Below are 22,370 nucleotides of genomic sequence, written 5' to 3' on the forward strand. Positions count from 1 at the left end.
TTCGTCGTCAGCAACAGGCGCACCGGTTTTGATAATCAGCTCGGCGTTCGGTCTGAAGCCTTGCGGGCGTTACGGGACGTTGCGAGGTGCGGGCGGCCGACGGGAGCGGCGCAGCGTGAGACAAACGCCGGGCTTCGGCACGCCGTCCGTCGAACCTGAGCCATGTATCCGCGGTTAGCACACCGCCCCGGGAAAGGGTCGTCGCAAAAGCGCCCGTTTCGGATTCTGGCGTCCCCAGCGAACACCTACCCTACTCAAGGCACGGGCGTTTCCCGCTGCCTCATACAATGAGGAAGAAACCATGAACGTGTTGACCCCATACGCCATCAAGCTGCGACGTCTCGCCGTCGCCGTCGACCGCATCCTGCGCCGCAACGCGGACGCTCCCGCAAGTGATCCAGTGTCGGAGCAGACCCACACCGGAAATGCATCCGCGCGCTGGCTTGGCAGAATACAGATGCAGATTCCCATCCCGTTTCTCGCTCGTCTCGACGACATCCAGCTGCTTACGCGCATGGTCACCGTAGGCAGGGTCCCCTTGTTCCTGAGTTTGGGAACCGCGCTCATCGGCTTGGGGACGCCGGCCCACGTCGAACGCATTTTCGTTGGCGCCATCGGCGGCCTTGTCTCAACGGCCATATGGAAACTTCTCGCCTATCCGTCCTTTATCCTGATGGGCACAGCGTTTGTCGCTTCCGCTGCGCGCCTGGAACGACCGTTTCGGTGGGCCGCATGTGTCTTGTCGGGGCTTGCCTTCGATCTGCTCGCGGGGGGCCTTGGCGTTTTCATTGGCATATTGCCGGCCCTCACCGCCGAACTCGGATGGCGAGGATTCTTCGGGGGCCTGTACCTTGTGGCAGTCGCAATCACAGGCATGGGCGCCATGCGCCTGCCCGCCCGAACGATCTACGGGTTCAACGGCCCGGCGATGCTTGAGCGCCGCGCGCTCATGGTAGCCCTGGGCCTCTTCGTGGCGGGAGCTGCGCTTGCCGCGGCAGGGACCGAACGCTGGCCCGAACTGCGAGCGGGCCGAGTTCATCGAGGCCATGCAGGCATGCGCGGCCGAAGCCGACCTCGCCGGCACGGTCGTCCCGATCTGGAACAACGGCCGGGATGTGTCGTTCATTGCACCGCCGCCATGGCACCCCTTCTTCAAATGCCCCGGCATCTGGTCGCTGGTCACCCGCAACCTCTACCGCGAGCTCATCGTCGGTTAGGCGACGTCCCCTGACTGGCCGCATCAACCAGATGCGCACTCCAGAACTTGCGACGGGGCCCACAGAGGCGCTCGACCAGACGGCGCTCGGTGTCTCGGAGTTCGTCCCACTCGTGCGCGTCCCACGCATGCGGGTCTGAAACCGGCGCGAGCAGGCGGATGCACGACGCGTGGCGGTTCTTCGCAGCCCGCAGCAATGCCTCGGAGCATGGGCCAAAGGGTCACTGTGGGGAGGAGGCGTTCGACGGGCCAGCGATGACCCCGGCGTGCTGCATGCAACAGACCGCAGCTGTGGTGGCTCGACAGGCATACCTCCGGGTCAGCCAGGAGCTCCTCCAAAGCGCCCCGGTCACCGTCCCAGCATGCGTCGTGAAACCGACGCTGTTTGTCCATGTCCATGGATTGTCCCAGTCTTCAACCCGTCCTGGGTCACCTTGATTCAAGCAGAAAACGGGGCGCCGTCAAGACGGTCACAAACCATGCGGGACTCGCCAGATGTATCCGGCGCACCAGCCACCGCAAGAGAGCCATTGCCACCCCTTACTCCTCGAGACCCATCCGGGCCCGCTTTTCCTCAAGAGCGTGCTTTGCCCGATTGAGGTAAAGCCACCTGTTTTCCGTCTTTTCGATGGCTTCCCGCACTTCATTCGATTGCGATGCCGGACTTGCCTTCAGGACCGCCAGCTCCTTTTTGGTTCGCTGCAGCTCCTTGAGATTCGACGCCTTCGCCAGGTCGAGCCGACGGGTTTCCTCTGCGTGGAGCTGGGCTGCACGCGCGGCTATCGCCGCGCCAAACAGCGCGCCTCCAATGCCAAGGGCAACGGACATCCACGCCAATTCGAAGAGTCGGAACTTCTCGTAAAACGCGTTGAATTCAGCATTGTTTGAGAGATGAGCAGGCTGGCCCGAGAGCATGAGCTGAAAAACAGTTACGGGACCCACCACGAGCGCTGCAACGGCCATCATCCGCCAGGGTCGCGCCTGCATGCGGGCCGACACCAGGCCCCACAGCAATACGGCCGGAAATATCGCAATGGCTGCACCGGCCATCAGTTCGCTTGCATCGAGTTGCATCAAACATTCCCGCAATGCACGAGTTTTCTCGGAGCACCGTCAACCATTGACGGGTGGACCCCAACTGGTCTGGGCGAACCCGATGTCGTCGGCGAGCAACAAACCAAAGGATTCACTGAAGTGCTGGCCGTCCATCGCGGAATAGGACACCGTGATGGGCAAAACCGCGCCGGGCTTCCAGCAACCCTGGGTGCCGAGCTGGCCGAATGCGTTGGTCACCATGCGCCCGTTGGCCAGAACGGGAATTCGGATATCCGAGAAAAACACGCGTCCAGCATCCTTCGGTACAAGGGCATTCTCCGATTCGTCAAGCATGACTTGCCTGACATCTTCGATGCCCGCTTCGAGGACCACGTTTAGTGCGGGGCGGGTGCCGGTGTTCTCCACCACGATGTCAAGGCTGATGCCGAGGTTTCCGCCGTCGTGGGCTGTGATTCGCACCGATACCAAAGGCCGGTGGGCGCGGCGATGAAGCGCCAGGGTGGCCATGAGGGACATCACGGACACGCACAGTGCACCGATGGCCACCCAGATGGACGGTTCGACGTGCATCGATGCCCCGGACGCAACAGCAGTCGCTACCGGGACAGCACTCGCGTCCACCTTTACCGCCGCGCCGGATGGTGGACAGCTTGAAACGCCCTGGACCTGGACCGCAGGAATGACGATGGTCGTGCTCCGGGTATCCCGTTTGACGTAGTAGGTGTCGTCGAGCCGGGTCGCCCACAGTGGCACCGTGGTGCTTGCACCCGACTCGAGAATTCCCGACCAGTCGTCTCGCTTTGCACCGCTGGTGGGCGTCAGCGTGACGCAGCTGCGGCCGTCGGGCCCTCTCAGGCGAAAGGGAACGGAAGCGACGGACGCGCCGAGCGGTGGGACAAGCAGGGGGACTGCGACCAGACCCAGCATCAGCAGCACAAAGGTTCGGGGCGTGTTTCGAACTGGGCCTTTTGCGATGGCCAACGCCATGGCGTATTGCGCAATGGAAACCATGACAATGCCACCGGATCCAAAGGCGATGAGCTGCATCCAACCGACAAAATTGAGCGACCCTGTCGCTGTGAGTCCGGCTTGCAGGACACCGAACTGTACGAGGCCCTGGACCAGTCCCGAGACGAACTGGAGAAAAAACAGGATCCACGCCGCATCACCCTCGATTCGGGCACGCCGGCGGACGGGCCCGAACGCCAGCCACGAGACGGCGGTGCTGGCGACCAAGACACCCGACCCGAGCCACTGAAGGCTGACGTTCGCTTCGTCCATGACGGAAATGGCGATGACGCCAGCCCAAAGCGCGCCCAGAAAGCAATTGACGGCTACCCAGCCGCGCTCAAGGTCACCGCTGCGAAAGGGGTCCCGCGGGCCCTTCAGCGCGGAGTTTCGAGCGCGATGCCCGTCGAGCAGTCTGCGCCGCTCCTTGCCAAGGGGCACCCAAAGGGCGAGTGAGGGTATCAGGCAGAAGACGGCGATGATGGCGATGACGGCAAACATGGTTGCCGCAAGAGCCGGCAATGCGGTCAGTCCTGCGGATGCCCCGAAGTTGACCGGAATGGCGAAGTACCGAATGAATTCGACCCAGTACAACGCGGCGATGGACAGGGATGCTGCCGCAAGCGGCGCCCAGGCTTTGGACAGCCAGGCAATCAATGCAAGGCTTAAAGCGGCAAGAGAGGGTGGCTCGGAGGCTCGGGACGGGGGCATGCAAACTCCATGTCGGCCCGGGATATGTCGGCACCAATCCAGATCACTTGAGCCCACCCGGCGCGAAAGGCTCCATCGGCGTGCCGGCATGCTGCGCCCGGGGTGCCGCCCTGTCATGGGGATGCGAAGGACCATCGGTGCGTCAGACCTTCAACGCGCGCTATCTTGTCAACCAGCCACCCGGGACGACCGTCATGACCATTGCGTCAGTCACCTGCTCCCAGTGCTGCATGGCCCTCCCCGCCGACACGCCACGTTCGCCCTGCCCCAGGTGCGGAAGCACGCTCCGCACAATCCTGGAGCTCGTCGAAGAGCGCCTCAAGGCGTATACCGGCCACATGCTGAAAATTCGTTCGCCGCGCGCGGGAAAGCGGCGATACCGGCTCGAGGAAAAAAGCCTGTACGAGTGGTCATTTGACCTCAAGCGGCTGGTCCACCGAAGTGTCACCATCGACCGCCTGGCTGACCGATATGCAGAGCACATCGTCGACCCACTGACAGGGGACGTGATTCGCAGCTGTGACGAGCCGCTACATCTGCACGTGGGCCACGGGACCGCGCGGCGTCGCCCCCAACAGAAGTGAGCGGCCCGCCTGTAGCCCGTCAGCGAACGCCCATCAGGCGGCCGAGCTGGGTCACAGGGACGTCATGGTTTTCGAACACGACATCAAGCAGTTCGTTCTGCGTCAGGCTGCGCACGGCGTCTCCTCCTAGCGGATGGTCCCAACCTGGAGCGCCCCTTGCAGCGCAGAGAGCGCCGGACACTCGTTGCTCTCTGTCGCGACGTCGGCCGAACGGCCTACGGACGCGTCCGGAACGGGTTGCTAAAGTCCGCGCAGGGGGAACCAACATGACTCGTCGAATCGCTGCAGCCAGCATGCTGCTTGTCTCGCTCTGCGCTTGCACGTCGCTGCGCGCGCCCAGTCGCCAGGGGCTCATCGCCATGGAAGACCACCGGTGCAAGGACGCCATTGCTGTGATGCAGGGCCCTGCGGCCGCGGGTGACGGCTATTCCATCAACAACCTCGGCGCCATCATCGAGGCCGGGTGCGCGGAGAGGGGATGGCCCGCAGACCCGGCGAAGGCGTTTGCCTATTACCGGGACGCGGCCGAGCGTGGCGTGCCCATGGCGTTTTCAAACGCCGGCGCCCTGCTCGAATTCGGCAGGGTCACCGATACGCCTGACCCGGACGCGGCAGCAGTGCTCTACACCGAGGGCGCACGTTACGGGGACGAGAATTCCATCAGGGGGCTCGAGCGGCTCCACCGGCCGGTGCCGTCTGTCGACCGCGTGGCGCCCGACATTGCCGAACGGCGGCAAGCACAGCTGGACTTTGCCCTCCTGGTCGCAGGGGTTGTGGTCGACCGGCAGGCGCCGGCCCCACAGGCCCGACCCGGCCCCCGCCCGCAGCAGAGGCGTATCACCCCTGCAACGTCCCTAGCAGGCGGTTCGCAGACGTGTCGTGTCAGCACCGATTGTGTGACGGGCCAGACCTGCGTGGTCCCCGCAGGCCAGGTGTCCGGCCTTGGCGTTTGCGCGACTCCGACCGAGGGCGGCATGGCGGTGATTCCGCCGCCGCGCCTCATGCCGGTCACCGTCGCTTCGTGCCAACTCGACACGCAATGCCCCGCCGGCTTCAAGTGCGAACGCGTCAAACCGGAAGATCTCAATGGCCTTTGCACAGGCCCCGAGGGTGCACGTTCGTACTTTCACTGACCGGCGGTGTCAGGCCTTACGCCATTTGTCGGGACTGCCATTTTTCGTATTGCGAACCCGCTCGACGTCGGGGTGCGCGGCGCCCATGTCCTTTGCCTTTGCAATCGCTTCTTTCTGCGTGGGCAACACAGCACTGGCCCGTTCCGAGCCCGGCTTGCGGACGGCGAAATCGCCCTGCTCACGCTTTTCGACAAACAGTTTCTTGGACATGCAGTGACTCCTGTGAGGGTGCAGTGCCACCTTATGCCCTGCAGCAAGCGACCGCAAACCTATCAAAGGACGTTGCACGGACAAGGACATCCCACGTGACAGCAGTGGCCGCATTTGACTTTGATATCCTCAGCCCAGACCCGAAGACGGACGACCATGGACAGGTTCCAATCGCTCGACCACGCCCCTTCCGAAGCACGCCGCCTGCTGCGCCACCGCTTCGCCAAGAATCTCCTCCCCTCTCCGCCGGCCACCATGCCACTGGATGGATTGCAGTATCCGGATGAAGCCGTGCTCGAGCTGCTCAATGACCTGACGGTCGAACACAACGCAGACCTTGGACGCACGAGGCGGGCCTACGCTGCCATCAGGGCAGCGAACCCCGGCGCGCCGACATTCAAGGCGCTGCAGGACGCAGGATGGATACGGGTTGCCCGCGGCCGGGTGCAGTGCAAGCACGACGTGGTGGCCATGCACGGGCATGACTCCCCGTTGTCCCGCGCGCTCCGGGCTTTGCGAAGCCACCTCTATGGCGTGCGCTACCGCGTTCGTCGCTCGCGGTATCACGCCAACCGGCTTGCCGACCTGACCGAGCTGCTGCTGACACGGCCGGACAACGTGCGCGTCGTTCGCTGTGCAACCCCGTCCTGGGTCGCGGCGAGGCTGTGGGAACGGTTGTGCGACCGTGACGAAGGCAACGCCGCCGGGATGGCGCTATGGGAAAGCTGGTGGAGACTCCTCGGCTATCCCGCTTTTGCCCCGAGCAGTGCGCTCTCGCCATCCCATGCCGAGGCGTTCCTGGCGTCTGCGTTGCGGGTGCTCGACGAGCCCGGTGTCCTCATGACGTGGGACGACGTCGTCGAGCGGCGTGCACTGTTTCGTGCCTTCGTCCGGAATGCGGGCGCCATGCCTTCCACGCTTGACCGGGACACGTTGGCGGCGGCCCTGATTGACCGCTGGGCGTGGCTCGATACGGCCACCGTCTCTGGGAGTCATGAAGAAATAGAACTGCTGACCGGTGCACCTCAGCTTTGCGGATTGCTGTGTGAGGAGCTCGCAGTGGCAGACATCGGTCCTGCCCCGCATCCGCTCGCCTCAGCCGTCCTTGCACTCGCTGTCGACCGGCCTGAGCTGCTGTCTTCCCTGCAATGGCGGGTCAACAGCCAACCTGCCCTGCTTGCCGACCTTTGCCTTGTTCCCACAACGACTGCCCTCGCCTGTCTGTGGGTCGCAGGGCGAGGCCACTACCCCAGCGCGTTCGACCGGCACACGGTTGCGCAGCACGACGACGAGATGCGGCTCGTGGCGTTTGAAGACGCACTTTCTGTTGCCGACCATCACCTGCGCGCCGGAGCCCTACCGCCGGCTGAAATAGCCCCACTTGCCAGGGTGATGCGCGAGCGGGCCAACAGTGCGCCTGCCACCGCACTTCTTGATGCAGGGCTGCTGCGCGCCACGTACGACATGCTCTCCGGCCAGTCCCGCGAAGTGCTCGAGGCCATCGTCGAGACTCTCGCTGCAGGCTCGGGAAGCACGGCGTCCGGGCGTGCGTCCCTTGCCGCTGCGCTTGACCTTGTCGCCACAGGCCTTTTGCACGATACAATCAAAATCCTCCCCATCCTCGACGCCTACAGCAAGACGCTGGGCAACCACGGCGGCCGGTACTTTGCTGCGTACATCGACGCGCGCGCTGCGGCCGCGCTTGTCGCACTCGCCCTTCGTGGCAACGCCGGTACAACGCGAGGCTTTTTTCATGCGGTCGATGTCGCCCGCATCACGGATGACGCCGTTGCCCTGTACGACAACCGGTATCTGGCGGTTGATGATGCGTCCCGGGCGTTGCGTGCACACATCCGCATTCTCGCCCGCGCCGTCACCGGATGGGTCGGCACCATTCCCTCCATCCTCGCCGACGCCCTTGTAGCGAACGTCCAGGAAGGCCAGTTCGAGGATGCAGGCAGCGGCCAATGGCCTGGAAGACAGGTCGACGTGTTTTCCGCCCTCTTCGAAACGTCACTGTCCGGAAACGCCGAGCCGTCCATCGCCGACGACCTCGCGCTCGCCTTTGACAGGCTCCACGTAGACCAGCGGGCACCGCTTCTTGCCGCCGCATTGGAGACGCGCGAACCCGCGTTTCTCGCGCGTCTGATGGCACAAAGCCCCGCGTCCCTGACCGACGCCATCGCCACGCGCCTGAAAATGCTCGCAGAGCCGGGCGCAGCCGGGGCCATCGTCTCGCTGACCGAAGCGCAGGTGCGCATCAACCAGCTGCTCTGCGCCGGCAAGCTTGAAGAGGCCGAGCACTTCATCAAGGAAGAGGCTGCAGCCGAAACATGGGGAAAGGTGCCCGAACGTGACCTTGTCCGCCTCCAGCAGTCTTTGCAGCTCCTGTACCGCAAGCGTGACTTTGCATCTTTGCGCGAGTTCAAAGTGCCTGCCATGCCGGGCGGGCCGCTCCAACAGGCGAGCGCGGACACCGTTGAGTTCTTCAAGGGCCTCGCCTGGATGGAAGCGCCTGGCGAGTCTTTGGATTTTGCCGCAAGCCTGTTTGCCCGCCTGCGAGAACACCGGAGAGATGTTTCCGGTTACACCGTCAATTATTTTGCCGCGCGCATCCGTTTCCTCATCGGGCCTGACGCTTTCGGACAGATTCCGGCCGCAAACGCGGACGCTGCACGCGAAGTGCTGGCGGATGCCAGACAGGTGTCGGCGATTATCCAGACGTGGCAGGCTGCTGACCGCGACATCTTCGACGTCAACCTGGCGCTTTTGCTTCTGGCCGCCGGTTCGCCCGACGAAGCCCTGGCCCGCCTCAGTGCAATTCGCTCGCCTGCTTTGGAGGGTTCGGTCGCCGTGTACACCGCCATCGCCCAGTCGCGGACCGGGCGCTCCATGGCCGCACTGGCAACCATCGAAGCCGCAGTGTCTCGACTCGGCCCCGAACCCATGCTGGTCGCGGCAAAAGCCCATGTCGACCGGGGTGAGGAGTACAAGGGGCAAGCCGTGGCCGTTGCTGCCCGCGATACGCTCAGCCCCGGCCTGCTCATCCACTTCCTTGCCATGTCACCGCACCAGCGGGCCGGCGTACTGGGTGCCGGCCCATCGCCCGAACGTGCACGGGCCATCGAAGAGGTGCGGGGTGCCGTCGGTGCACTGCAGGAACTGACCTTCGTGCTTCGGTCAAAGTCAGACCATCCGATTGAGGACGACATCACCAGCCTCTCGGCGAAGCTGCTCGAAGCGCGCCAGAGCCTGCTTGGCTGGACGTGGCACGAACAGTCGCGGGGCGGGACCACGGCTGCCGGCAATCCCGGGAGCCGTGACCTCGCCCTCAAAGGCCAGAACACCACCTATGCCGTCCTCGAAGCCGTCGTCATCGACCGGCCCGTGCACCACAAGTGGTCACAAGGCGAGCTTCTCAGCCATTACCTCAAGCTGCCGGCCTACTCGACCACGAAATTGTTTTTCCATGTCGTCTACAGCTATGCCCCGGAACCCCGCCTTGTCCTCGACACCATGCGTGAGATTGCAAGAACCCGTCCGCCGGTGGGCTTTAGCTACATCGACCAGTCGGGACTTGACCAGACGGGCTCGATGCCACCGGGTTTCATGGCCGAGTACACGCACTCGATGGGCCAGGCGTTTGTCGTCTTCCTCGTGGTCGACCTGCGCCAGCAACTGCAGCGCGATAACGCAACAGCCGCTGATGCTGAAAATCCACGACGGAAGAACGCTGTTGCCAAAACCACGAAGGCGACCGTGAAGCCGAAGGCAAAGGGGCGGCAAAGACACCTGACGGGTACGTCAGATCATGGCGTTTGAGCAGCAATGCCTAAGTGCGATGTCCGCTGGCGGGCATCGTCGACATCGACGACTCTCGCAGCCATGGTGAAGGTGCCTTCAAGAATCACGACCGAAGCGACGAGGAGCACCAGTGCAAAGGTTTTCCCGGCCTTCGTCCTCGGCCAGTGACGCAAGGCGATGTACCCGGTGGACACAATTCCATAGGCAACGCCCACTGCCGTCAGAAACCCACCCACGAGGTGGCCGTCGTGTTCGGATCCGACCATCATGGGGTCGACGTAGATGGTGCCGCCAAGTTTGATGAGTACTGCCGTGACGATGAGATTGCGGACGAACTCGAGGCCGTCCTTCATGAGGTTGAGGGTGGCTTCGTTGGACATGGCGTTGTTTTTGTGCGGATGGGGACGTCCTTATCGACCACCACCCGTGAGTCTTTAGCGTCACCAGTCAGCGCGGCAGCACGAAGCAAGTGGCACGGTGGCTGACCAGTTTCGTTGCATGCGGTTGAAGGGCACGCCACTGCCTTCGCAAGCACAACGCTCCAGCGACACCTGCTGACGTCACCAGTGGCGCAATCGATTTCGTTACCCGAAGCGATTTGCTGTGGCGCGGACCTCATTACAGGCGCCGATTGCAAACCACGGTGGCTGCAGTGGAGACCGACGAGTCCAGCGCTTCCCGGTCGTCGGCGATCAGAAAAGTGGCCATCGCCTCACGCACCTCGCTTGCGACGTCAGGGAGCATTGCGATGACGCGCATTGACGGCGCGCCCACTGAAACGATGTGCTCCGCCCAGTCGGCACGCCTGTCCCCCGTGGACAACGTGCGTGCAGATGCCGACGCTCCAGGAAGAATGGCCGTGGCCGGGGTGACATCATGCGGAAGCGGAGCCATGGCATTTCATCGCGCGGGTATGCCAGTCTGACGTCCGGATTGCGGTCGTCCAGATCACTGCGGCAAACTGCCCCTGGGATGTTCAGTTTCCACCCAGCCAGCTTTCATGTTGGACAGAGCAATGCAGTGCAGGGGACGACCATCTGCCACCCGGCGGGACCTCGTCGACGCGAAAATCACACGACGCACCGCGTGCGGTCATCCACGAACTACTTTCAGCGACACCGCCGTCGTGACCGTTTCGGTGGCACGTACGACGCAATGAACGCGTCGTACCGCGCCCTCTCTTCCGCAGTTGGACCTGCGTAGCCCGTGGCACCCGCGCCTGGTCCGGTGCCAGGGGTTGCAGCCTTGCGGCCGAGACTGCCGACCCGGTGCAACGCAAACCGCTCGACCCAAAGGCGCCCCTTGTCCCGGGTTGGAACTGCCGTCGTTCCCTTGGGCCCCACCCACCAGACGACGACCCATTGATCGCCTTCCCTGGAGACCGACGCAAACGGGCCACCCTGGGACGCGGCTCGTGCGTCCGCCCGCTCACCCACCTCGTTCCACAAGATTGCCGTCATGGCACGCACGGTACGGTGGGGTCGTCTCACCCGTGCAGACGCTGTCGGGATTTTGCGGGGCCTGTCAGTGGCCCATGGCCTTTGTCGCAAACCCGTGGGCACCCGATGCGGGCGCGATGATTTTGAGCAACGTGACGAGGGCATCGGGGTGGGCACGGGCCAGCCATCCGAGCACTTCCACACGGGCCAGCATTGGCTGCAAGGTCGCCCGCGCCACGGCAAGCCCCAGGATGGCATCGGCCCGGTGCATGTGCATCGAGGGGGCCAGGGACGCCGGCAACGCCGCAAACAGCCCTTCGTGACCGTGGGCGAGTTCACGGAACTGCGGGTCGTCACCGAGTTGAAGCAAGGCACGGGACGCGTCGGCACACAAATCCCAGGCGACCTTTGCCGCTGCCGCGAGTTCAGCTGTGATGGCCGCTTCGCGCTTGGCCCGCTCGCTTTCACGCATGTACATGACCATCCCCCTGCCGCGAAATGCGCGCGAGTTCGACTATCTGAGCCAGTGAGGCGTAGGCGTAAAAGCGCACCGCTGCCGAGGGACGGGGGGTCACCCACTCCGGCCACGTGTGACTCATCGCCTGGGGCAGCAAAAGATAGTCGAGCGGCATCGTGCCATCGGTCGTCATCCGTGCCGCGATGACAATGTCGACAGCGCGGCGCCAGGGGCGCACTTCCCACCGGATGGCGCCGTGGTACCGGCCGGCCTGGAGCAGCCGGACTCCCAGCGTCCAGGCGCCATCGATCCGCAACACCCATCCGTCGCGTTCGACGATTGATCCCTGCTCTTCCAGGGCATCGATGAGGAAGTGGAGAATGCTCACGCGCCAGGGCCGTGACAGTTCGCGGAGGTCGCCGTAAGACAGATCCCTGTTTTGCTCGTACCCAATTTCGCGGTACGCGGCCCGCAGGCTTCCAAAGCGCAGGATGTAAGCGCGTGCGCTGGGGGTTTGGGCAAACGCGTTCAGGCGGCGACTGCTGATCTTGCCGTCTTGTTGCCAAAGCGCGCGCATGGCGTCGAGCATCTGCTCACTGGTCATGCGTCGGTTGCGCTCTTCCCGGGCGAGTCGGGCTCGTTCAAACAGTTCGGGTGACACAAGGGCCGCAAAGGCATGTTCGACCCGGACTTCCCGCTCGGGTGTACGGGCGCCTCTTCTGCGACCGATTGCTTGCGTTGTCCGCGCAAAAATTGAGGTGCCGATGTAGCGCTCGTCGTCGAGCATTTGCCGGACCCCGTTGAAGCTCCAGCGACAACCCCGCGCATTGAGCACGCCACGCTCGTTGAGCTTTCGCATGATTGTGTTGCACTCCATGCCTGCGGCCGACTGGCGGAACATCCATCTGACAACACGCACTTCATTGACAGGTCCGAGCACGACCTTGATGTGGTCGGTCGTCAAGGCCTTTTGCTGACCGGGTTCCAGAATGCCCTTCGGATTGCCCTGTCCGTCAACCAACATGCGGCGCAGGCCATAGCCCGGAGCTCCGCCCATATGAAAGCCCGCTTCCACAACACGGCGCTGACCGGCGTAGACCTTCGCTGAGAGCTCGCGCGAGTACTCCGCGGCCATCGAGCGTTTGAGCCCTTTCATCATTGACGACAGTGGTGAACTGTCCGACTCGAACGTTTCACCCACGTAGACAAGCCGCACGCCGTTTCGCAAACACAGGTATTCGTAAAAGGCGGCTTCATCCGCGTTCTGGAAACGGCCCCATCGGCTGACATCGAGCACCAGGACCGCATCAAAACCCGGATGACCCTGCTGGATGTCTTCAATGAGCCGTTGCAACGCCACGCGGCCCTTGAAGTGCAGGCCACTCCGCCCTTCATCGCAGTACGTGCGCACGACGGTCATCGCGTGGCCGGCCGCGTACGCCTCAATGGCGGCGGCTTGATTGACGGGCGAGTATTCCTGGCGCTCCGTTGACATACGCAGATATTGCGCGACCCGGACGGGCGCATGGGACACAGGGGTGACGCTGGCCATGAGGCGGCCCTCGGAGTTCCCTGCCCGGCCAAGCTACGCTGGCTTTGGGGATGGTGCAAGCGGTGCGAATCGACCACTCGGAGACCTTGTTTCCCGTTCACAGGCTTCCAGCCCATCCAGGACCCAACTGGGCTACCGCTACTTCTGGTTTAGCGCATCGAGATGCGCCCTGGTCTCAGCAACGGTCGGAATGCCCATGGCTTCGCGTTGCGCCTCGGTCACGGCTGTCGGGTCCGTCGGGGACATCTCCCACTTGCCTGACGCCTTGTTCTTGAAGAACTGCGTGCCGTACCACTGAGGCTTTCCGCGCTTGACGAGGATGCGGTCCCACGCCCGCGCCGTCAGGATTTTCGCGTCCTTGTTGTCGCTGTCGATGTGGACGGCTGTCGTGGCAAGCGCCAGTGCGAGCTCGGTGTCGTCAACGCTGTCCCCGTGCTGGAAAATCAGGGCGGCGTTGAAGTAATCGTCGGCGGTCCGGACATCGCCCGCTTTCAGAATTTCGGCCGCACGGGCCCGACGGGCCAAGTCGTGCTTGCCGACGACGTCCCAGTCAATCTTGTTTGAGCCCGGGCCACGGTCAGCCTGGTCGGCCTCTTCGAGCTTTTGCAACTCGGTGTTCGCTGTTGCGGCGACGCACGCGCCGATGGGCGCGCTGCACAGCAGCGTGCAGAGAATGACTGACCTGCCCTTTACTTGTTTTACGAAGCCCATCTGACCCTTGATCCTTTTTAGAGCAGCGTTTGATTCAATCGGAGATTGCAAGCATCACCACGACAAGCGCGCTGAGGAGCCCGCCGCACGTCCAGGCCACTGCGGCAGATTGCCCACCGCACCGTTAGTGGTGATGCGGTGGCAGTGAATGCAGCCTGTTACATGTGACGCTTTGGCGAGGAAGGGACTCGCGTGCCTCGCTTTGACCGGAACGCGCCTTTGCCACCCCATCCGCGATACGCGGCTCGTGGTTCTGCAGGCATGGCTAGACTTCGCTTGCTTAAACGCGGGCCGACGGAAGCGCGCGCACGAGGCAGTGTCTTAGTCGAATCGGGTGGCGCTGCTCTCATCACTCCCCGTCTTTCCCGGAAGGGCATTCCTCTGGCGCATGAGATCAAAGGTCAACGCATCGACGTCAAAGCCATACCTTCCGGCCCAGAATTCGCCGAGAGCCTGCGCCGCTGAACGGTCGCCCATGACGACATCCTCCAGCACATGGAGGGCCTCGAGCACGCCCTCTGCGGCAACGGTCGATTTCACTCTCTGCAAGACACACCGGCCATCGATGTCTGCCACGCCTGGGGGCCACTCCAGCCCCACAGCTTCACCGCTGTACGGTTCGGTCGGCAGCTCAAGCACGCCGTAAACAATGGCGTATGGCTCAGTCGGCGCTGAAAACAGGGTAAAGCCGATTCGTATTTTCATGAATCTTCGGGCGCGCGCCTGGGGCGGGGGAACCACCCCACTCGCCTGATGAAGACAAACCAGAAAAACATCACCGCCAAGACCGAGTTGAAGATGCACAGTACGAAAATTTCGCCACCAAAGATGGTGTCGGCGACAACGGCCGGATCGATACCAAAGCACTCCATCGCCCACACAAGCAAACCCAATGGAAAGGACAATAGGGCCCCTGCGACCTTGTTGAACAGTCCGATACAATGCACCTGGACACCACAGTCGAGCCTGCTGACGACGACCGCGAATGTGAGACCGGTATGGGCCAACAGGCAAAGCAAGAGGAAAACCGCTGCTATTATTTTGTTCATCGATTCCAGGAACGGTGGTTTCTCGGGTACGAGTCGTGACGAACCAGCGCTCCTCGGCTCAAGCCGAACCGAATCGCCTGCGACATCAAGTGACATCGGTCGGGAGCGGCGGGCACATATGCCACCCCTCACTGAGTACGGTCGGCACGCAGACGACAGCACCCTTCATACCCCAAGCACGTCTGTCCAGGCAAGTCGCCGAGCCATTCCAAAAACGCCATAGACCTGCCCCGGGACCTGATGACAGGGCCAGCTTACAGCCCTCTGGCAGCGCCGTCCCTTGGCCACGGATCTTCATCAGGTTCGAGCGCCGGCTGCTGGACAACACGGTCTTTATGTCGTCGTTGGTGATTGAACAATAGGCGGGGGGGATGCACGATTCCACCGCTTTGTGCGTTACAGCCGAGTCCGACCCGCGGACACCGTCGTACTCTCCTTCGTGAAACCGTTCCCGGACAGATGCGCGTTGACGATAGCGGCGACCTCCGGCGGCAGGACGTCCAGTGGCAGTCTGCCTTCGCTGTCGGTCACGTCACAGGGCGCGCCGTGCTCCATTCGGGAAGCCTCGCAATGCGCCTACCGGCGAGTCTTGAGTCCGCTGCATGCTCCCGAAGATTCAATGATGCATTCTTCGGGGGTGCCTGCCGGAAGCACGGACAACGTTATGACTGCGGCACCGGATTGTCGCGAAAATGCGCCTTGCAGAACGCCGACGGGTTTCCATTTGGCCAGTCCTGGTTGAACCACTGGTTGGCATAGTGAAGCGCAGGCATGGTTACCCCAACCCTTTGAAGTACTGCAACTGCCTGCGCGTCGGACAGCCCCCGCCACACCGTACCGCTTGCGGTATCGATAACGTTGTAACCCTTGCAGGGCTTCTCATCGGGCAGCGGCACGGCGTTGGCATCCGGGCGCACCTCACATCGAGCGACGACGAAGCCTTTGGCGAGTCCGACCTGAAGCACATATCGCTCAAGGACAGCGGTCTGCTGACGGTCGTAGATGCCCGTCTCGGCATGGCTGGGGGCGGCGACCCAGTAGCCGTCCGACAGGCAGCCAAAGTCGCGCACCTTGGCGCAAGAGGACACAAGCAAGCAAAGCATGACTACGGCGGCTAAGCGATACGTCACAGCTGTCCACTCCGACATAATCAAACTGGTCAGCAGCCCCGAGTGCATGAACCGGACCACCCCGCCTTGCCGCAAACCGACGCAAGGCGGGACCTGGACTTACCGTTGGTCCGGCGTCATCAAGGCGCCGTCGGCTATCGTCCAGCGTGTTTTTACCTTGCCAGCGGCGTCAAACAACTTGAGCTCCCCGCCCTTCCCCTTCGCCGTGAGCTCAAGGAGGCTTTTGTCTCCGACAGCGGCATCGGGGTTCTCCAGAACGAAGGTGGCCGACCTGTCTTTGTCATCGACATACATGCCGATGGCATCGCGCTCAGGATAATCAAAAGCGATCCCGCCCCGTCCGTTGCTGAGCCAGGACATCCCGCCACGCTCGTTGCCATCGGTGTCGTGCAGGGTAATACCGACGCCCACGTCGATTCGGTGAAAATTCGCCGGAACCACGCCCTTGATTTGCGGCGTAAACGACTCGCCGACTGTCAGCCGGTCATGCCCCTTCTCGTCGAGGAACTCCATCGCAGTTGTCCGCTCGTCATGCCGGATGCGTCCGGGCACATCCGGAAACGGGGCTCCAATGAGAATGCGGGGATGACCGTTGGCATCCTCAATGACGAGCCCCTTGGCGCGAATCACGTCGGGTTCGTTTCGCGTGGGGCCGGCGACGGCGAACGTCGTGCCCAATCCCATGCAGAGGATTGCCAATGCACCGCAAATCACGGTGAGCTTCGTGTTGCGGGCCTCCAGTCTGGCCAGCCGTGTTTCGATGTCCATGTCTTCCCTTCGAGATTGGCGCGTTCGGTACCATGCATGTGGATGCCGCTTGCCCGCGAAGGGTTTATAGCATCGGAACGACTGAATCCGGAGGAATTCCGTCACGGCGCCAAATGCCGGGTGTTTCCCCTCGTACAACGGTGCCTTGATGCCTCAGTGCAGCGACGGGGGTATCCCGGCCTCACTCTCAGCGGTGAGACGATGTGCCTCCTCCCGCCCGTCGCCTAAGCCGTCCGCACATCGCTTGACCGACTCCCCTTCGACGCCCTGCCCAGAGAGCTCTGGGAGCACGTCGACGAGCACAGCGTTGACGGCATCGAAGTATGAATCCGTAAAACGGGTGTCGAACCAGTGCAGCACCAGAGCCTGTTCGGCCCAGTCCGGTTGTTGCTGGATTTCGAGCCCGTCAGCAGGCGACTCCGGCACCATGGCCCAGGGCCATCCCCTGCCAATCATTTCCCCGTCTTCCCACACCACTGCTGACCAGGGCCACTGGCTTTCGTCGACCGCCCGGCCATCGAAGTCGACGACGGGTGCGCCTTGGTCTCCCGACGCCGGATAAGCCATGCCGCCGGACCGGATCCAGCGCACCACGTCACGACGCTCATCGGCCGAAGCGGAAATCAGTCGCTCCTTGATGAGCTCAATGCAGCGGGCTTCGCGGGCAAACCGGTGCTGGGTCGCCGCCCATGCGCGCCACAGCCTTGCGAGGGACGGAAACTCTTGTGCCTCAGTGGGGACCTGCCCCGCCGGCACGGCCCGGGCGCGCCAATGGGCAGGCATCGGGTACGGCGTGCCGTCCACGTCAGCCAGCCACCATGCTTCAGGCTGGCCCGCCGGGTCACAGCGGTGGCTGAGGACAAAGCCCGACCGGTCGAAATACCGGCGCATCTCGGGGGCGGTGGGTGTTCGCCTTGCAGTGCTCATGAATGTTCCTTGAGGGTTGGGTCATGCACCATCTTGGCGACGATCCGATGTCTGTCAAGGGGTCCAAAACATCATCAAATACGATGTTTTAACGCGTAAAAAGCGAGCGACTTAGCGATTCCTTTGAACGCCATGTCACGTGATTCGCGACTGCGTCTCGCGCGAGAGCGAGACCGCACCACTACGCTGCGAAGCAAACGACAGCAGCGCAAACGTCACGCTTCCGCGATGACCTTCCGCCGCATCACGAGCCGGTCTGGAGATGGAAGCACAAGACTCGTTGACTCCGCCGAGGACTGAGCACCGTGCTCGTTCGCCTCGCCGAAGAGCTGTTCCTTCCAGGCTTGTTCAAAGGCGAGCACGGACTGCCGCGGTCGCGTTATGTGCAGCAGCGAGTCCGGCACCCAACAGGTGCGCGTCGACGATGGTGGCAACCTCCGGCGGTAACACATCACCCGGCAGCTTGCCTTCGTCGTCAGTCACGTCACAGGGTGCCCCGTTTGCAATCAGCCACCGGGCAACATCTGGTTCCCGCGCGAAATGCATGAGGGACTTCCCGCCCGCGCCGTGGACGCCGGACCAGTCAGCGCGGTCCTTGAACAGTGGCACCATCCAAAGTTTTCGGTCGGGCGCGTGGCAAAGCGGACCATGCAGAATCTTTGCTCCGAGCCGGCGGTCGTCTTCGAGCGCATCGCACTCAACCAGCACTGCGAGGGCGGTCGCCGTCAATTCCGGCCAGTCACGAATGACGCCATCGAACCGCACCTCATACGAAAATTTTGCGTCTTTTGCGCTGGCACCCATCTCCAGCAACCGGCGCACTTGGATCGGCCGGAATTCGACCAGCGCTCGCCATAGTTCATGGGATGTTGACGGCGATGTTGGAGTTGGCATGGCTTTCTCGATGGAGGAATTACATCCACGCTAACGGCGTTTCCGGAACCGTCCAGGCCTGTGCGGCAAATTGCGCATCCAGGCTTGGTGCCGCATCAAGACGCATCACCGCAAGAGGTGCTCTAGCCCTCCACAATGTCGCAGCACATGACGGCAAGGTCACACACAACGTCGATGAAGGGATGGGTCAGAGACGCAGGTTTGACGACGGTGTCTTGTTGGCGGGCTCGAGCGTATTGTCGAGCAGGTGCTGGTTGACCATGGCGGCAACCGCCGCGGGGAGGATATCTCCCGGCAGGTTCCCGTCATCATCCGCCACGTCGCACGGTGCGCCATGCTCGATGAGCCAACGGGCAACTCCGGGTTCGCGCGCAAAATGCATGAGGGTCTTACCGCCATCGCCGTGGACGCCGGAAAAATCAGCGCGCCCTTCCATGAGCGGGAGCATGTGGGGGCCCCTGGACGAAGGCTTGCTTGTCTTCTGCGGCTTTCTCCCGGCACCGCGGTTCTGAGCCGCGTTGCAGTCGGCGAGCACGGCAATGGCCGTTGCGGTCAGACGGGTCGAGTACGCTCCGTCATCCCCATCGTGCTTGTAGCCGAAGATCGGAAGGTTCGGATCCGTGCCGAGCTCCAGGAGTGCGCGTACGGCGTTGCTCCGCCCTTCAAGCAAGGCGTCGTGGAGTTCGACGAACGGCGACAGCTCCGCCCGGAGCGCCGGTCGTTGTTCTGCCATCGATGAGCTGCCGCTGGCGCCGGTCGCGTCGCCGTCAACAAAGCCGATGTCGACGAGTCCTTTGTACAAGTGCGTGGGCAGCACGGCCTTCCAGTGCGACTGCGGAAGGGCAATGGCCTCAGGCTCCGTGTATTTTGCAGCCGTCGACGTTCTCACACATGACAAAGTTGCGGGCTCCTCGCCTACGTTGTCGACCATGCCGAGTGGTACATCGTCGTCGAACGAGGCAATCCCCAACGGTTTTTCCAGGGCTTCGAGAAGTGCCTCGCGCTTGCCCTCGGCAACTGGCACCCCTTGTTCAATGAGATAGCGCGCCATACGGCGCGTCCGGGCAAAGTGCAGCAAGGTCCGGCCGTGGGAGTCGACCTGCCCAACTTCGCCGCCCAGATGGAGCGCGAGTGGCAACAGCAGCAAAGCGTCCGCCGCGGTATCGCGCACGACAGCCAGCGAGGTGACTGTCAGATCTTCATACTCATCTCCCTCATATGACTTGGCACCATAAGCCTCCATCGAGAGATTGAGGCCCTTCACGACGAACTCGCGAAAGTGCGCAATCTCCCGCTGCGGGACAACCAGCGTCCACATTTCCAAGAGTGGTGCCGAGAACCTTGCGTATCCGGACGTTGCGACGGGGCGCTGTTCGGCAAAGGGAACGGTGGTTTGCGGAAGGGGGGAGCGTACTGGCGCGGCCATGGCGTTCTCGAAGCGGGATTTCATACACGCTAACCAGGTTTCGCACTTCGTCAAGGGCGCTGCAGCATATCTTCACCGTGACAGCGTTACATGTGACGCAATGGCCGTTACATGTAACGCGCCCGAGCTCATCCAGCAGCCCGCGCCAGCGCAAACCTCCCGGGCCGCAATTTCGCTGGTCCACCTTCAAAGACGTCTTGCGGTTCGAGCCTCCACGCGTGTCGCCTTCGGCAGGTTGGATTCGAGATGCTTCCGGTTGACGGTGGCGGCGACCTCAGGCGGCAAGACTTCCCACGGCAACTTTCCCCTGGAGTCCGGGACATCGCAGGGTGCACCGTGGTCGACGAGCCACTGGGCGACCTGAGCCTCACGCGCCAGGTGCATCAGGGTCATGCCATCGGGCCCGTGCACGCCGGAAAAATCAACAAACCGCGCAAAATGCGGCAAGAGCAGTTCGCGTTCGGGCACCGGGCGGTCCCGGGCCGGGTCGTCACCATCGCAGTCGTCGCGTACGTGATCGATGTACCTGCAATCGTCCATCGCTGCCGCAGCGAGCGCACTCAGGCCCTTCATGTAGCAGACCCAACGCCCTCCGGGCACCTCCCGGATGAACTGGCCGTGGCTCGGGTCCGCACCCAGTGCGAGACAGGCGCGCAGCCTCGGTCCATCGCGCCCTTCGACCGCATCACTGAGTGCGAAAGTTGCCGAGAGCTCTGCGCGCAGTTCTGGACGGTTGGCCTTGACGAACGGGTCGCGCTCTTTGCGCACCTCATAACGCTCGTTGTAGCCGATGCCGAGCATGCCGTTGTAGACCGATTCGTGCACGGCGGACTGCCATTTGTTTTTCGGGATGAGCACCGATTCCGGTGTGGCATGGCGAGCCGCGGTCCCGCGCCTGACGGCCGCGAGGATGGCAGGCTCGTTGCCCTTGGCGTCTTGCATGCCCAGCACCGTGCCCCTGGCGAAGGTGCCTTTCCCGGGCGGCTCGTTGAATGCTTTGATGAGCGCGTCGCGCATGCCGTCTGCCACCGGCACACCTTCCTCGATGAGATAACGGGCCACACGGCGGGTGCGGGCGAGATGTAAAAGGGTGCGGCCCTCGGAATCGATTTGCCCGATGTCGCCGCCGAGATAAAGCGCAAGCGGCAGCATGAGAAGCCCGTCGAAGTCGGCGTCGGCCAGTGTCGCAAGCGCGGCCGGTGTGAGGTTGCGGATGAGAGGCCCCTTGGCAGGCTTGTAAGTGTGGCCTTCGGTCACCAAAGCGGCGCGACGCTTGACGGCACGGCGAAAGCGGACGATGTCGCGGGACATGATGATCTCCCACCAGGCCGGCCCGCGGGGCAATCCGGCGTGGGAGATGGTGGTTTGGGCAAGCTGGTTTGAGTTGGGTGCGGACATGCCGGTCTCGGTTGTGAATTTCCACCAAGTTAGCGAGCACCCCAAAAGCGTCCAGGCCAGTGCGGCAAATTGCGCAATCGTCCGGTCACAGCCGGCGTACCGCGGACACGCGGTCGCGCCCAATTGCATCAGCCTGCGGCAACACGTCATCCAACAGGTTTTGCTCCAGCGCTGCCAGATGCTCTGCCTTCATCGTCTGCCAGGCGAAGTGGAGTTCCGGCGCCTCATCCCGAAAGCGGTCCGGTGCAGTCCGGCCCCAAATGTCGGTGATGGCGTCACTGGCTCCGGCGTCAAGCAGGGCCGACATCATCATGAGGATTCTGTCGTCGCGTGGGCGGTGGTGATGATGCAGGCGGGCGTCGACCAGCGCGTGCAACGCGGTTTGCTTGTCCCGGTCCAGCGCATCGGGACTGACATCGAACGGACTTTGAAGAATGCGGGACAGCATTCGTGGTGCCCGGTGGCGGACGACGCGAGTCAGCAGTTCGCCGTCGTCAGCCGCGTCGTTCCACCTCATGCCGCAGTCGACAAGCGCGTCAAAGAAGCCGACTTCGTCGTCCGTGCCGCGCAGCCAGCCCATGGTGTGCAATGACCCCGCCCCACCTTCTGGCCTTGCAAGGTCTGCGCCGTGTCTTGCAAGCACATGGACGAAGGGAGACGGGTCCGGCAAGACGGAACTGGTTCGCCAGGCTTCGATGAAGACACCGAGCGGATAACGCCACCGCTCGTCCATCGCGTGGATGTCTGCGCCGTCGTCGAGTGCCTGGGACATGGCTGAAAAATCGAGGGCTTTGCAGGCCCTGAACAAAGCCTCGGTTGCGGCAAAGGGTGGAAGATGTCGTCCTGACATGAGAGCTCCTTGGTTGTTTCACCATCCTGGCGCGGGATCGGAACCTG

At 62.9% G+C, this 22,370-nt stretch carries 21 protein-coding genes; 4 read left to right on the forward strand and 17 right to left on the reverse strand.

Annotated features, from left to right (window positions below):
• Positions 1-301 precede the first annotated feature (301 nt).
• Positions 302-1,231 (forward strand): hypothetical protein, encoded by a 930-nt coding sequence (locus ACVWWJ_RS13375; protein WP_456968249.1) that lies wholly within the window; start codon positions 302-304, stop codon positions 1,229-1,231.
• 525 nt (positions 1,232-1,756) lie between these two features.
• Here ACVWWJ_RS13375 and ACVWWJ_RS13380 read toward each other — a convergent pair.
• Together ACVWWJ_RS13380 and ACVWWJ_RS13385 are read right to left on the reverse strand one after the other, a co-directional pair.
• Positions 1,757-2,290, reverse strand: coding sequence for a hypothetical protein (locus ACVWWJ_RS13380; protein WP_456968250.1), 534 nt, complete (start codon positions 2,288-2,290; stop codon positions 1,757-1,759).
• A gap of 39 nt (positions 2,291-2,329) precedes the next feature.
• A complete protein-coding gene (locus ACVWWJ_RS13385) occupies positions 2,330-3,991 on the reverse strand; it encodes a hypothetical protein (RefSeq protein WP_456968251.1) in 1,662 nt (553 codons plus the stop codon).
• Between the two features lie 137 nt (positions 3,992-4,128).
• Between ACVWWJ_RS13385 and ACVWWJ_RS13390 the strand changes: the two genes are divergently transcribed.
• Positions 4,129-4,575: a hypothetical protein gene (locus ACVWWJ_RS13390; protein ID WP_456968252.1), complete on the forward strand. Its 447-nt coding sequence runs from the start codon at positions 4,129-4,131 to the stop codon at positions 4,573-4,575.
• Between the two features lie 266 nt (positions 4,576-4,841).
• Positions 4,842-5,708 (forward strand): tetratricopeptide repeat protein, encoded by an 867-nt coding sequence (locus ACVWWJ_RS13395; protein WP_456968253.1) that lies wholly within the window; start codon positions 4,842-4,844, stop codon positions 5,706-5,708.
• A gap of 9 nt (positions 5,709-5,717) precedes the next feature.
• Here the strand turns inward: ACVWWJ_RS13395 and ACVWWJ_RS13400 are convergent, their stop codons facing one another.
• Positions 5,718-5,918 (reverse strand): DUF2188 domain-containing protein, encoded by a 201-nt coding sequence (locus ACVWWJ_RS13400; protein ID WP_456968254.1) that lies wholly within the window; start codon positions 5,916-5,918, stop codon positions 5,718-5,720.
• 156 nt (positions 5,919-6,074) lie between these two features.
• Here ACVWWJ_RS13400 and ACVWWJ_RS13405 point away from each other — a divergent pair, with 156 nt between their 5' ends.
• Positions 6,075-9,740: a hypothetical protein gene (locus ACVWWJ_RS13405; protein ID WP_456968255.1), complete on the forward strand. Its 3,666-nt coding sequence runs from the start codon at positions 6,075-6,077 to the stop codon at positions 9,738-9,740.
• Here the strand turns inward: ACVWWJ_RS13405 and ACVWWJ_RS13410 are convergent.
• The 14 genes from ACVWWJ_RS13410 to ACVWWJ_RS13475 all read right to left on the reverse strand — a co-directional run bounded on the left by ACVWWJ_RS13410 (position 9,728) and on the right by ACVWWJ_RS13475 (position 22,323).
• The gene (locus tag ACVWWJ_RS13410) at positions 9,728-10,102 is read right to left on the reverse strand and encodes a hypothetical protein (protein WP_456968256.1); all 375 of its coding nucleotides are present in this window, start codon (positions 10,100-10,102) and stop codon (positions 9,728-9,730) included. The two genes, ACVWWJ_RS13405 and ACVWWJ_RS13410, sit on opposite strands and share 13 nt — an antisense overlap.
• Before the next feature lie 238 nt (positions 10,103-10,340).
• A complete protein-coding gene (locus tag ACVWWJ_RS13415) occupies positions 10,341-10,616 on the reverse strand; it encodes a hypothetical protein (RefSeq protein ID WP_456968257.1) in 276 nt (91 codons plus the stop codon).
• 630 nt (positions 10,617-11,246) lie between these two features.
• The gene (locus ACVWWJ_RS13420; protein ID WP_456968258.1) at positions 11,247-11,639 is read right to left on the reverse strand and encodes a hypothetical protein; all 393 of its coding nucleotides are present in this window, start codon (positions 11,637-11,639) and stop codon (positions 11,247-11,249) included.
• Positions 11,626-13,170, reverse strand: a complete 1,545-nt coding sequence (locus ACVWWJ_RS13425; RefSeq protein ID WP_456968259.1) for a recombinase family protein — start codon at positions 13,168-13,170, stop codon at positions 11,626-11,628. Before ACVWWJ_RS13425 ends, ACVWWJ_RS13420 begins: the two co-directional genes overlap by 14 nt.
• Positions 13,171-13,308: 138 nt before the next feature.
• Entirely contained in the window at positions 13,309-13,932 is a 624-nt protein-coding gene (locus ACVWWJ_RS13430; protein ID WP_456968260.1) for a hypothetical protein, read from the reverse strand.
• A gap of 270 nt (positions 13,933-14,202) precedes the next feature.
• The gene (locus ACVWWJ_RS13435) at positions 14,203-14,586 is read right to left on the reverse strand and encodes a hypothetical protein (protein WP_456968261.1); all 384 of its coding nucleotides are present in this window, start codon (positions 14,584-14,586) and stop codon (positions 14,203-14,205) included.
• Complete coding sequence (locus ACVWWJ_RS13440; protein ID WP_456968262.1) at positions 14,583-14,930, reverse strand: hypothetical protein; 348 nt, start codon at positions 14,928-14,930, stop codon at positions 14,583-14,585. The genes ACVWWJ_RS13435 and ACVWWJ_RS13440 overlap by 4 nt, the downstream gene beginning before the upstream one ends.
• 662 nt (positions 14,931-15,592) lie before the next feature.
• Positions 15,593-16,108 carry a hypothetical protein gene (locus tag ACVWWJ_RS13445; RefSeq protein ID WP_456968263.1) on the reverse strand — a complete coding sequence of 172 codons (516 nt, stop codon included), beginning with the start codon at positions 16,106-16,108 and terminating at the stop codon, positions 15,593-15,595.
• A 51-nt stretch (positions 16,109-16,159) separates the two neighbouring features.
• Positions 16,160-16,828, reverse strand: coding sequence for a hypothetical protein (locus tag ACVWWJ_RS13450; protein WP_456968264.1), 669 nt, complete (start codon positions 16,826-16,828; stop codon positions 16,160-16,162).
• A gap of 153 nt (positions 16,829-16,981) precedes the next feature.
• On the reverse strand, positions 16,982-17,755 hold the full coding sequence (locus ACVWWJ_RS13455; protein WP_456968265.1) for a hypothetical protein: 774 nt from the start codon (positions 17,753-17,755) through the stop codon (positions 16,982-16,984).
• Positions 17,756-18,103: 348 nt separating this feature from the next.
• Positions 18,104-18,649, reverse strand: coding sequence for a hypothetical protein (locus ACVWWJ_RS13460; protein WP_456968266.1), 546 nt, complete (start codon positions 18,647-18,649; stop codon positions 18,104-18,106).
• Positions 18,650-18,836: 187 nt separating this feature from the next.
• Positions 18,837-20,129: a hypothetical protein gene (locus ACVWWJ_RS13465; RefSeq protein WP_456968267.1), complete on the reverse strand. Its 1,293-nt coding sequence runs from the start codon at positions 20,127-20,129 to the stop codon at positions 18,837-18,839.
• 132 nt (positions 20,130-20,261) lie between these two features.
• On the reverse strand, positions 20,262-21,596 hold the full coding sequence (locus tag ACVWWJ_RS13470; RefSeq protein ID WP_456968268.1) for a hypothetical protein: 1,335 nt from the start codon (positions 21,594-21,596) through the stop codon (positions 20,262-20,264).
• A complete protein-coding gene (locus ACVWWJ_RS13475; protein ID WP_456968269.1) occupies positions 21,559-22,323 on the reverse strand; it encodes a hypothetical protein in 765 nt (254 codons plus the stop codon). Before ACVWWJ_RS13475 ends, ACVWWJ_RS13470 begins: the two co-directional genes overlap by 38 nt.
• Positions 22,324-22,370: the final 47 nt, after the last annotated feature.

This window comes from Luteibacter sp. HA06 (genome assembly GCF_054061215.1).